At 74.6% G+C, this 11302-nt stretch carries 10 protein-coding genes and 1 pseudogene; 9 read left to right on the top strand and 2 right to left on the bottom strand.

Annotated features, from left to right (window positions below):
- The 6 genes and pseudogenes from sucB to ACFF45_RS34420 all read left to right on the top strand — a co-directional run.
- On the top strand, positions 1–1044 hold a 1044-nt coding region (gene sucB, locus ACFF45_RS34445; RefSeq protein ID WP_381350941.1), incomplete at its 5' end, for a 2-oxoglutarate dehydrogenase, E2 component, dihydrolipoamide succinyltransferase.
- Between the two features lie 195 nt (positions 1045–1239).
- On the top strand, positions 1240–1863 hold the full coding sequence (locus ACFF45_RS34440; RefSeq protein WP_381350940.1) for a GntR family transcriptional regulator: 624 nt from the start codon (positions 1240–1242) through the stop codon (positions 1861–1863).
- Positions 1864–1939: 76 nt separating this feature from the next.
- Positions 1940–2152, top strand: a pseudogene (locus tag ACFF45_RS34435) (ABC transporter permease); the annotation flags it as partial.
- 280 nt (positions 2153–2432) lie between these two features.
- On the top strand, positions 2433–5135 hold the full coding sequence (gene aceE / locus ACFF45_RS34430) for a pyruvate dehydrogenase (acetyl-transferring), homodimeric type (protein ID WP_381350939.1): 2703 nt from the start codon (positions 2433–2435) through the stop codon (positions 5133–5135).
- Between the two features lie 58 nt (positions 5136–5193).
- Positions 5194–6168, top strand: coding sequence for a helix-turn-helix transcriptional regulator (locus ACFF45_RS34425; protein ID WP_381350938.1), 975 nt, complete (start codon positions 5194–5196; stop codon positions 6166–6168).
- A gap of 97 nt (positions 6169–6265) precedes the next feature.
- The gene (locus ACFF45_RS34420; RefSeq protein WP_381350942.1) at positions 6266–6784 is read left to right on the top strand and encodes a DUF4240 domain-containing protein; all 519 of its coding nucleotides are present in this window, start codon (positions 6266–6268) and stop codon (positions 6782–6784) included.
- 172 nt (positions 6785–6956) lie between these two features.
- Here the strand turns inward: ACFF45_RS34420 and ACFF45_RS34415 are convergent, their stop codons facing one another.
- On the bottom strand, positions 6957–7733 hold the full coding sequence (locus ACFF45_RS34415; RefSeq protein WP_381350936.1) for a peptidoglycan recognition protein family protein: 777 nt from the start codon (positions 7731–7733) through the stop codon (positions 6957–6959).
- A 276-nt stretch (positions 7734–8009) separates the two neighbouring features.
- Here ACFF45_RS34415 and ACFF45_RS34410 point away from each other — a divergent pair, with 276 nt between their 5' ends.
- Positions 8010–9191, top strand: a complete 1182-nt coding sequence (locus ACFF45_RS34410; RefSeq protein WP_381350934.1) for a MarP family serine protease — start codon at positions 8010–8012, stop codon at positions 9189–9191.
- 22 nt (positions 9192–9213) lie between these two features.
- Here ACFF45_RS34410 and ACFF45_RS34405 read toward each other — a convergent pair whose 3' ends face one another.
- Complete coding sequence (locus ACFF45_RS34405) at positions 9214–9702, bottom strand: GNAT family N-acetyltransferase (RefSeq protein WP_381350932.1); 489 nt, start codon at positions 9700–9702, stop codon at positions 9214–9216.
- Between the two features lie 72 nt (positions 9703–9774).
- Here ACFF45_RS34405 and ACFF45_RS34400 point away from each other — a divergent pair, with 72 nt between their 5' ends.
- Positions 9775–10671, top strand: a complete 897-nt coding sequence (locus ACFF45_RS34400; protein ID WP_381350931.1) for a TIGR01777 family oxidoreductase — start codon at positions 9775–9777, stop codon at positions 10669–10671.
- 212 nt (positions 10672–10883) lie between these two features.
- On the top strand, positions 10884–11302 hold a 419-nt coding region (locus ACFF45_RS34395), incomplete at its 3' end, for an FAD-dependent oxidoreductase (protein ID WP_381350930.1).

Below are 11302 nucleotides of genomic sequence, written 5' to 3'. Positions count from 1 at the left end.
CCCGCCGCCCCGGCCCAGCCCGCCGCCCCGGCTTCCGCCCCGGCCGCCCCGGCTCCGGCCCCCGCCGCCGCCCCGGCCGCCCCGGCCCCCGCCGCCGCGCAGGCCACCGACGAGGGCGCCTACGTCACCCCGCTGGTGCGCAAGCTCGCCGCCGAGAACGGTGTCGACCTGGGCTCCGTCAAGGGCACCGGCGTCGGCGGGCGCATCCGCAAGCAGGACGTCCTGGCGGCCGCCGAGGCCGCGAAGGCCGCCGCCGCGGCTCCGGCTCCGGCCGCCGCCGCTCCGGCCGCCGCCAGGAAGGCGCCGGTCCTGGAGGCCTCGCCGCTGCGCGGCCAGACCGTCAAGATGCCGCGCATCCGCAAGGTCATCGGCGACAACATGGTCAAGGCGCTGCACGAGCAGGCCCAGCTGTCGTCGGTCGTCGAGGTCGACGTCACCCGCCTGATGAAGCTGCGCGCCCGGGCCAAGGACGCGTTCACGGCCCGCGAGGGCGTCAAGCTCTCCCCGATGCCGTTCTTCGTCAAGGCCGCCGCCCAGGCGCTGAAGGCCCACCCGGCCGTCAACGCCAAGATCAACGAGGCCGAGGGGACCATCACCTACTTCGACACCGAGAACATCGGTATCGCGGTGGACTCCGAGAAGGGCCTGATGACCCCGGTCATCAAGAACGCCGGCGACCTCAACCTCGCCGGTATCGCCAAGGCCACGGCCGACCTGGCGGGCAAGGTCCGCGGCAACAAGATCACGCCGGACGAGCTCGCGGGCGCGACCTTCACCATCTCCAACACCGGTTCGCGCGGCGCGCTGTTCGACACGATCATCGTGCCGCCGGGTCAGGTCGCGATCCTCGGCGTCGGCGCCACGGTCAAGCGCCCGGCCGTGATCGAGACGGAGGAGGGCACGGTCATCGGCGTCCGCGACATGACCTACCTGACCCTCTCCTACGACCACCGCCTGGTGGACGGCGCCGACGCCGCCCGCTACCTGACGGCGGTCAAGGCGATCCTGGAGGCGGGCGAGTTCGAGGTCGAGCTCGGCCTGTAGGACGCCCCCGGGCGCACCCGTCGATGCCCCCACCCCGTCAAGACCGGGATGGGGGCATCACCCTTTCCCTGGGTACCCCTCCACCGCAACTCCGTGTAAGTCTCGTCTCACCTGCACCAAAGCACCCCCGTCGGCCCCTCCAGCGGAGCGCCCCCGCCGTATTGTCTAAACGTCAACGCGCCCTAAGGAGCTCTCATGACCGCGCCCGTCATCCACTCGCTGCGCGAACAGATCCGCGAGCACATCCTGGAAGGGATCATCAGCGGGCGCTGGAAGCCGGGCGAGCGGATCGTGGAGCGCCGCATCGCCACCGAGCTGGAGGTCAGCCAGACGCCGGTCCGCGAGGCACTGCGCGAGCTGGAGTCGCTGCGCCTGATCGAGTCCGCGCCCAACAAGGGCGTGCGGGTGCGCAATCTGACCGCGGCCGACCTGGAGGAGAGCTACCCGGTCCGGGCCGGCCTGGAGGCCATCGCCGCCGAACTGGCGGCGGACCGGCTGGCCGGGGACTGCTCGGCCCTGGAGCCGCACGTCGGCGCGCTCCACGAGGCCGACCGCGCGTCGGACGGCACGGCCCAGGTCCGGCACACCGTCGCCTTCCACCGCGAGCTGGTCCGCGCCGCGGGCAACTCGGTGCTGCTGCACACCTGGGAGGGGCTCGGCATCGAGGTGTTCACCGCGCTGTCGATCCGCTGGCTGGGCACCCGGCAGCAGTCGTACGCCGAGGAGCACGAGGAACTGGTCGCGGCCTTCCGGCGCCGGGACAGCCGTATCGCGGAGATCGTGAAGTCGCACGTCCTGGGGTGCGCGCCGCGCGCCTGAGCCTGCCGATACGCACCGCGATGTGACGGCACGTCCGACGCGGCGCACGGTGTTCACGGCAGACCGCCCACGCCCCTGGCCGCTGCCGCCGTCGCCGCTCGGGGCGATCGGACGCGGGCTGCCGCCGGGCGCGTCGGTCAACGCCCGGCACACGGCGGTGTACTTCCCCGGCCACCGGCACGCCTTCCCGTTCCCGGTGCTGGCCGGCCGGCTGCTGGTCTCCTGCGCCGTGTTCCTGAACTGGTCGCACCGGCACCCCGGCGCACGGGGCCCGGTGAGGGCGGGGCCGGACCGGCGCGACAAGCGAGCGCCAGGCCACGCAGACGCGCTCCCACCTGCACGGACATCGGGAGAAACCGCGGCACCGGGTGCCCGCGCCCGAGGCACCGCGTGCCTACTTTCTCGTGATCGAGAGGTTTTGCCGGTCAACCCTTTGATCGATCATCGATCAGCGGGTTACAGTCGCGACGGACCTCCACCGAGGTCTCAGCCCTGTCCTGCCAAAGACCAAGGGCACCCCCGAACCCTTACCGATGAGGGAACCCCCTTCGACTGAGGAAGGCGGCGACATGACCGACCCCCACGCCATCCAGCCGAGCGCGCTCGACCAGCTCCCGGACCGCGACCCCGAGGAGACCGCCGAGTGGCGGGCCTCACTGGACGCGGTCGCCACAGCGGCCGGCCCGCACCGTGCCGCGTACCTGATGCGCCGCACGCTGGAGCGCGCCGAGGGCGCCGGCATCGCGCTGCCGAAGCTCCTCGAGACGGACTACGTCAACACCATCCCCACCGCCGCCGAGCCCGCCGTGCCGGGTGACGAGGCGATGGAGGCCCGGATCACCGCGTGGAACCGCTGGAACGCGGCCGCCATGGTGACCCGCGGCGCGAAATACGGCGTCGGCGGCCACATCGCCACCTTCGCCTCCGCGGCCTGGCTGTACGAGACCGGCTTCAACCACTTCTTCCGGGGCAAGGAGGCCGACGGCTCCGGCGACCAGCTCTACATCCAGGGCCACGCCTCCCCCGGCATCTACGCCCGCGCCTTCCTCGACGGCCGGCTGACCGAGGGCCACCTCGACAACTTCCGCCGCGAGTCCGGCGGCCACGGCCTGCCGTCGTACCCGCACCCGCGCCGCCTGCCCTGGCTGTGGGAGTTCCCCACCGTCTCCATGGGCCTCGGCCCGCTCTCCGCGATCTACCAGGCGCGCTTCAACCGCTACCTCACCAACCGCGGCATCAAGGACGTCTCGTCCTCGCACGTGTGGGCCTTCCTCGGCGACGGCGAGATGGACGAGCCGGAGTCGACGGCGGCGCTCGCGCTGGCCGCGCGGGAGGAACTGGACAACCTCACCTTCGTCATCAACTGCAACCTCCAGCGCCTGGACGGCCCGGTCCGCGCCAACTTCAAGATCGTGCAGGAACTGGAGGCCCAGTTCCGCGGCGCCGGCTGGAACGTGGTCAAGACCCTGTGGGGCTCCGCCTGGGACGAGCTGTTCCAGCTCGACACCACCGGCGCGCTGGTACGCCGCCTGCGCCAGGTACCCGACGCGCAGGTCCAGACGTACCAGACCCGCGACGCCGCCTACATCCGCCAGGACTTCTTCGGCGCCGACCCGGCACTCGCCGAGATGGCCGGGCTGCTCAGCGACGACAAGATCCTGGACTGCTTCCACTTCTCGCGCGGCGGTCACGAGCCGCGCAAGGTCTACGCCGCCTACCGGGCCGCCGTCGAGCACAAGGGCGCGCCGACCGTGATCCTGGCCCAGACGGTCAAGGGCCACACCCTCGGCGAGGGCTTCGCGTCGAAGAACGCCAACCACCAGATGAAGAAGCTGTCGGTGGACGAGTTCAAGGCGATGCGCGACCTGCTCGGCCTGCCGATCGCCGACAGCGCGTTCGTCGACGGCGTGGTCCCCTACGGCCACCCGGGCGCCGACTCCCCCGAGGTCCGCTACCTCCAGGAGCGCCGCGCCGCCCTCGGCGGTCCGGCCCCGGCCCGCCGCGTCCACCCGGTCGCCCCGCTGCCCGCGCCCGCCGAGAAGGCCTTCACCTCCTTCGACAAGGGCTCCGGCTCGCAGAACGTCGCCACCACCATGGCGTTCGTCCGCCTGGTCAAGGACCTGGTCCGCGACAAGGAGACCGGCAGGCGCTGGGTGCCGATCGTCCCCGACGAGGCGCGCACCTTCGGCATGGAGTCGCTGTTCCCCTCGCTCGGCATCTACTCGCCCAAGGGCCAGACGTACGAGCCGGTCGACCGCGACCAGCTGATGTACTACAAGGAGGCCCGGAACGGCCAGATCCTCAACGAGGGGATCACCGAGGCCGGCTCGATGGCCGACTTCATCGCCGCTTCCACGTCGTACGCGACGCACGGCGAGGCGATGATCCCGTTCTACATCTTCTACTCGATGTTCGGCTGGCAGCGCACCGCCGACCAGATGTGGCAGCTCGGTGACCAGCTCGGCCGCGGCTTCCTGGTCGGCGCCACCGCCGGCCGCACCACGCTGACCGGTGAGGGCCTCCAGCACGCCGACGGCCACTCCCCCGTGATCGCCGCGACCAACCCGGCGGCGCTGACGTACGACCCGGCGTTCGCGTACGAGATCGCCACGATCGTCAAGGACGGTCTGCGCCGGATGTACGGCGAGGCCGCGCCGGGCGAGGACCCGGACGTCTTCTACTACCTCACCGTCTACAACGAGCCGCTGCCGCAGCCCGCCAAGCCGCAGGGCCCGGGCATCGACGAGGGCATCCTCAAGGGCCTGTACCGCTTCAACACCGCGGAGTCGGCGGGCGTGGACGTGGTCGCGAACGCCCCGCGCGTCCAGCTGCTGGGCTCGGGCACGGCGATCCACTGGGCGCTCAAGGCGCAGCGGCTGCTCGCCGAGGAGTGGGGCGTGGCCGCCGACGTGTGGTCCGCGACCTCCTGGAGCGAGCTGCGCCGGGACGCGCTGGAGGCCGACGCGGCGCTGCTGCGCGGCGAGGAGCGGGTGCCGTACGTCCGCCAGGCGCTGCAGGGCGCCGAGGGCCCGGTGCTGGCGGTCTCCGACTACATGCGCCAGGTCCCGGACCAGATCGCGCAGTGGGTCGAGCAGGACTGGTCCTCGCTGGGCGCGGACGGCTTCGGTCTGTCCGACACCCGTGAGGCCGCCCGCCGCCACTTCGGCGTCGACGCGGAGTCCGTCGTGGTCGCGGCCCTCGCCCGGCTCGCCCGGCGCGGCGAGGTCAAGGCGACGGCCGTGAAGGAGGCGCGCGAGCGCTACGGCCTGTAAGGCCCTTCGCGCCACAGCGGGCCCCGCTTCGGCGGGGGCCTGCTGCATGATGTGCTGCATGCGCGCTGCCCGGCTGATCAAGATGGTGCTGCTGCTCCAGTCCCGGCCCTCCATGACCGCCGCCGAGCTCGCCGCTGAGCTGGAGGTCTCGCAGCGGACGGTCGTGCGGGACGCGCAGGCGCTGTCGGAGGCCGGCGTGCCCGTGTACGCCGGCCGGGGGCGGGCCGGGGGCTACCGGCTGATCGGCGGGTACCGGACGCGGCTGACGGGCCTGCACCGCTGTGAGGCCGAGGCGCTGTTCCTGTCCGGGGTGCCGGGGGCGCTGCGCGAGATGGGGCTGGAGGACGTCGCCTCGGCCGCCCGGCTGAAGGTCTCCGCCGCGCTGCTGCCGTCCCTGCGGGACGCCTCCCGTACGGCGGCCCAGCGGTTCCACCTGGACGCGCCGGGCTGGTTCAGGGAGCCCCGCACCCCGGCGCTGCTGCCGGTGGTCGCCGACGCGGTGTGGGACGACCGGCGGATCACCACGCGGTACCGGCGGGGGGACGGTGCGGTGGAGCGGCGGCTGGAGCCGTACGGGCTCGTGCTGAAGGCGGGGGTCTGGTACCTGTGCGCGCGGGTCGCGGACGCGGGCGCCTTCCGGACGTACCGGGTCGACCGGTTCACCGCCGTGGCGCCCGGCGAGGACCGGTTCACCCGCGACGGGGAGTTCGACCTGCCCGCCTTCTGGGAGGAGCGGGCCGAGCAGTTCGCGCGGTCCCTGTTGCGCGCCGAGGTCGAGGTGCGGCTCTCGCCCGCCGGGGTGCGCGCGCTGCCGCACGCCGTCGGCCCGCTCGCCGCCCGCGAGGCACTGGCGAAGGCCGGTGCGCCGGACGCCGAGGGCCGGGTGACGCTGACCCTGCCGGTGGAGTCCGAGGAGGTCGCCCACACCCAGCTCACGGCGCTCGGCGCGGAGGCGGAGGTGCTCGCCCCCGAGAACCTGCGCGCCCGCTTCGCGCGGGACGCGGCCCGCCTCGCCCGCCTGTACGGCCCCTGACGCGGCACGTCCCGGCCCGCCCCCGCCCCCGTGCTCCGGCAACGATCCGGGCACTCCGCGTGCGCCGCACCCGGGAAAGCCCGATGCTTGAGCCGTGATGGACGAGACGGAGTTCTGGGAGCTGGTCGACACCACCCGGGAGGCCGCCGAGGGCGACCCCGAGGAACAGGCGGACCTGCTCGTGGAACGGCTCCTCCGGCTCGACCCGGAGGCCGTCCTCGACTTCGCCCGTCACTTCGAGGCCCGCTACGGCCGCGCGTACACCTGGGACCTGTGGGGCGCCGCCTGGGTGCTGCTCGACGGGGCCAGCGACGACGCCTTCGACTTCTTCCGGTGCTGGCTGATCGGCCAGGGCCGCGAGGTGTACGAGGGCGCGGTGCACGACCCGGACTCGCTGGCCGAGCTGCTGGACGACTTCGACGAGGAGGTCGACGGCGACGGCGAGGAGCTGGGCTACGCGGCCGACGAGGCCTACGAGCAGCTCACCGGAACCGTCGCCCCCGACCTCGGCATCGCCCCGGCCGCCGCGGAACCGGAGGGCACGCCGGTCGACTTCGAGAACGAGGCGGCCCTCGCGCGGCGGTACCCGCGGCTGTGGGACCGCTTCAAGGAATGACCCGCTGCACGGGGTGAGCCGCGTCAGGCGGCCCGACGCCGCCGGCCCCGCTGCGCAGGATCCGCCCGGCCCACACGGCGGCCGCCGGGTCCAGCCCCGGGCGGTCGTCCGTCAGGCGGTCGTCCCGGCGGCCCCGGGTCCGCCGGGAGGTACGCCTGCGCCGGTCCGGGAGTCACGGCCGTCCCTGCAACCGGGCCGCCAGGCCCCTGATCTCCGGCAGCCGCGCGTTCAGGGCGGCACCGGGGCAGCTGGTCATGAAGCCGTCGCCGTGCCCGGCCAGGGCGGGCAGCGCGGCGCGCGTCCCGGCGGCGAAGCGGCTGCGGCTGTTGCTGGAGACCAGCTGCACCACCGCCCGCGGGTCGGTGCCCGACAGGCCCAGCTTCCAGGCGGCCAGCGCGGCGATCGCCTCGGTCATCGCGCGCGGCACCTCCGTGCCCGCCGTGAAGGTGCCGATGGCGGCGATGCCGGCGGTGCGGTGGTTGAAGCCCTGGGTGTGGGCGCCGGTGACGGGGCGGTCGACGCCGCCCGCGCGGCCCTCGTAGAGGGTGCCGCAGCGGTCGACCAGGAAGTTGTAGCCGATGTCGTCCCAGTCCCGGGCGCCGGTCTGGCCGGCGCGCAGGTCGCGGATGATGCGGGGGGCGTCGGCGCAGCGGTAGGTGTTGGGCGAGTCGGTGTGGTGCACGAACACGGCGACGACCTTGTCGTCGTAGCGCGGCGGCGGCTGCCGGCCCGCGGCGGCCCGGTCCGCCGGGCCCAGCCAGGCCGCCCGGGGGACGACGGGCGGCCTGGGGGCGGTGTGGGCGGCCGCGCGGGCGGCGGCGAGCGGGCGGGCGGACCGGGCGGCCGTCACCGACCGGTCCACCGCGTGCGCGCACAGCACCAGGGCGGCCGTCGCGGCGATCCCGGGCAGGGCGCCCGCCAGCGCCACCGCGCCGCCGGGTATCGGCACGGCGCGCCGCCGTGCTCCCCGTCCGCCTCGCTCATCAGGGGGGAAGAGACGCATGGACCCACTCTCGGACCGGGCCGGACGGTCCGCGACGCGGGCTGTGCCACCTGGCGGAACCCTCACCCGGGTCGGTGACGTTTTTCGGGATACACGTACAGGTGGCCGGCTCCTCACCGGCCGCGCGCACGTGGCCGGTCACTGGGCCCGTCCGTCGCGTATCAAGGGGTGCCGGGGCGCGCGTCCGCGCGCACCCGGCGGGTCCGGCAGAAAGGCGGCTCCGTGGACCTGCTCGACGTCCTGCTCGCGCTGGTGATCCTGGTCTACGCCGGCACCGGCTACCGGCGGGGGCTGGTGGCCGGCTGTGTCTCGCTCGCCGGGTTCGTGGGCGGCGCGGTGCTCGGCGTGTGGCTGCTGCCGTGGGTGCGGGAGCTGGTGTCGCCGGGGACCACCGCGGCGACGGTGACCGCGGTGCTCACGGTGCTGGGGCCGGCGGTGGTGGGCCACGCGCTGGCCGGGCGGCCGGCCCGGCGGCTGCGGCGGGAGCTGGCCGGGGGGCCGCTCAGGGTGGCCGACGGGGTCGGCGGGGCGGCGGCCAACTCGGTCGCCGCGCTGGTCGTGGCGTGGGTGGCCGCGAGCGTGCTGGCCGCCTCCGCGGCGCCGCTGATGACCGGCGCGGTCCGGGACTCCCGGCTGCTCGGCGCGGTGCAGACCGCGATGCCGGACACCACGCCGGCCTGGTTCTCGCGGGCCACCTCCACGCTCACCGAGGCCGGCTTCCCGCAGGTGTTCAACCCGTTCGGGAGCGAGTCGACCGCCGAGGTGGCCAGGCCCTCCGGGGACAACGTCACGGCGAGCGCCGACGGCGCCGCCAAGCGCAGCACGGTCAAGATCGAGGGTTTCACGGGCGGTCAGGGGCGCGAGGGCAGCGGATTCGTGTACGCGGCCGAGCGGGTGATGACCAACGCGCACGTGGTGGCGGGCATCGACGAGCCGGCCGTCCGGGTCGGCGGGGTCGGGCCGTCGTACCAGGCCCAGGTGGTGCTGTTCGACCCGGACAGGGACGTGGCCGTGCTGTACGTCCCCGAGCTGCGCGCCCCGGCCCTGGAGTTCGACGACGCGAAGCGCGGCGACGCGGCCGTGGTCGCCGGCTATCCGCACGACGGCGGGCTGGACCTGCAGGCCGCGACGGTGGCGAGCCGGGTCCGCGCGGCCGGCCAGGACATCTACAGCGACGACGACGTCACGCGCGAGATCTACGCGATCCGCTCCACGGTCCGCCCCGGCAACTCCGGCGGCCCGCTGCTGACCACCGAGGGCAAGGTGTTCGGCGTGGTCTTCGCCCGCTCCACCACCGACGCGGAGACGGGCTACGCCCTGACGGCCGCCGAGGTGGCCGGTGCGGCGGCGCGGGCGGCGGACCTGACGACGCCGGTGGACACCGGCGAGCTGGTGGCGTCGTGACGCCCGGCCGGCCCGGGCCGGCTCACAGGAACCGGCCCATCAGCACGTCGTCGACGTACTCCCCGCCGAGCAGGAACTCCTGCGGCAGCAGCCCCTCCACCACGAACCCCTCGGACTCGTACAGCTCCCGGGCCGGCGTGTCGTGCCCGAGCACCCGCAGGGTGATCCGGCGGGCCCCGTGCCGCCGGGCCTCGTCCTGCACGGCCCGCAGCAGGGCCCGGCCGACCCCGGCGCCGCGCGCCTCCTCGGCGACGACCAGGCCCTGGATCTGGCGCACGTGCGCGTTGCTCTCCAGCGGTGTGGGCACGCCCAGCCGGATGTAGCCGACGACCGCTCCGGCGAGTTCGGCGACGAGGTGGTCGCGCGGCGCGGCGCGGTCGCTGAAGAAGGGCGCGTACGGCGGTGCGGGGCGGGTCCGGACGGAGTGCAGCACGGACCGGCAGCGGCGGTCCAGCCGCCCCAGCACCTCCTCGTCGGCGTGACGGGCGTGACGTATGTACGGAACCGGCATGACGTCACGGTAAGACGGCCCGTCCGAGCGCCAGTCCGGCTGCTGTGCCGGGCCGACCGGCAGGATGGGCTCATGGAACGAATCGCGGTGGCCGGTGCGTCCGGTCTGATCGGCAGTGCGCTCGTGCGGTCCCTGACCGCCGAGGGACACGAGGTGGTGCGCCTGGTGCGCCGGGAGCCCCGGTCGGCGGACGAGGTCCGCTGGGACCCCGGGCGGGAGTACGTCGACGCGGCCGGCCTCGCCGGGTGCGGCGCGGTGGTGAACCTGGCGGGCGCCGGAGTGGGCGACCGCCGCTGGAGCGAGGAGTACAAGGCGCGGATCCGGGACAGCCGGGTGCTCGGCACGGCGACGCTGGCCAGGGCCGTCGCGGAACTGCCCGCGGAGCGGCGGCCGCGGGTGTTCCTCAACGGCAGCGCGATCGGCTGGTACGGCGACACCGGGGAGCGGGCCGTCGACGAGGACGCGCCGGCCGGGACGGGCTTCCTGCCGGAGCTGTGCGTGGAGTGGGAGGCGGCCGCGGCCCCCGCGCGCGAGGCGGGGGTGCGGACGGTGCTCGCGCGGACCGGGCTGGTGGTCTCCCGCAAGGGCGGCGCCTGGGGGCGGCTGTTCCCGCTGTTCCAGGCGGGCCTGGGCGGGCGGCTCGGGAACGGGCGGCAGTACTGGTCGTTCGTCTCGCTGCACGACGAGGTCGCCGCGCTCCGGCACCTGCTCGACCGGGACGACCTGTCGGGGCCGTTCAACCTGACCGCCCCCGAGCCGCTGACCAATCGTGAGGTCACCGCGGCGATGGGGCGGGTGCTGCGCCGGCCGACGCTGTTCGCGGTGCCGGAGCCGGTGCTGCGGGCGGTGCTGGGCGAGATGGCCGGGGACGTGCTGGGCAGTCAGCGGGTGGTGCCGCGGCGGCTGCTGGAGTCGGGGTTCGCCTTCGCGTTCCCGGGGATCGAGGAGGCGATCCGGGCGGCCCGGTGAGGCCGGTCGCGGCCACCGGGGGCCGCGAGCCTGCCGCTCATGGCCACGCATGGCCGTGCACGACCGTATGCGACCGCCGTGCGACCGTGCTCTGTCGATGCGCGACTGTCCCCGGCCGGACGCGACCCTAACCTCGACGCGAACTCGGGTATCCCCGCTGCTGGTTGCGGGCATCAGCTCTCCACCGGCCGCGCAACGTCGAGGAGGGGCACGTGCTTGAGCCCACGTTTCAGACGGATGTCGTCGTCGTGGGAGCCGGGGTCGCCGGTCTCGCCGCGGCACACCGGCTGACCGGCGCGGGAATCGCGGCCACCGTCCTGGAGGCCGCTCCCCGTCCGGGCGGGCGGATGGCGACGGAGGAGGTCGACGGCTTCCGGCTCGACCGCGTCGGGCAGTTCCTGTTCACCTCGTATCCCGAACTGCGTCTGACCCCGGGGCTCGGCTCGCTGGCGCTGCGCGCCTTCGCCCCGGGCGTCCTGCTGCACAGCGACGGGCGGCGGCAGCGGGCGGGCGCGTCGGCGGGCGGAGGGAGCGCGCGGGGCGCGCTCCACGCCGTACGCGCCCTGGCGGCCGCCCCCCGTGCGGTGCCGAGGCCGGCCGGCGGGGCCCGTGGCCTGACGGGGGCGCCCCG

Source organism: Streptomyces cinereospinus (assembly GCF_042430725.1).
Lineage (GTDB): Bacteria > Actinomycetota > Actinomycetes > Streptomycetales > Streptomycetaceae > Streptomyces > Streptomyces cinereospinus.
This window is presented reverse-complemented; position numbering and strand designations above follow the sequence as displayed.

Bases quoted from the DNA above. Each gene is read 5' to 3' on its own strand.
- aceE (WP_381350939.1), top strand. From the start codon at position 2,433: ATGACCGACCCCCACGCCATCCAGCCGAGCGCGCTCGACCAGCTCCCG.
- ACFF45_RS34400 (WP_381350931.1), top strand. From the start codon at position 9,775: ATGGAACGAATCGCGGTGGCCGGTGCGTCCGGTCTGATCGGCAGTGCG.
- ACFF45_RS34405 (WP_381350932.1), bottom strand. From the start codon at position 9,702: ATGCCGGTTCCGTACATACGTCACGCCCGTCACGCCGACGAGGAGGTG.
- ACFF45_RS34440 (WP_381350940.1), top strand. From the start codon at position 1,240: ATGACCGCGCCCGTCATCCACTCGCTGCGCGAACAGATCCGCGAGCAC.
- ACFF45_RS34420 (WP_381350942.1), top strand. From the start codon at position 6,266: ATGGACGAGACGGAGTTCTGGGAGCTGGTCGACACCACCCGGGAGGCC.
- ACFF45_RS34425 (WP_381350938.1), top strand. From the start codon at position 5,194: ATGCGCGCTGCCCGGCTGATCAAGATGGTGCTGCTGCTCCAGTCCCGG.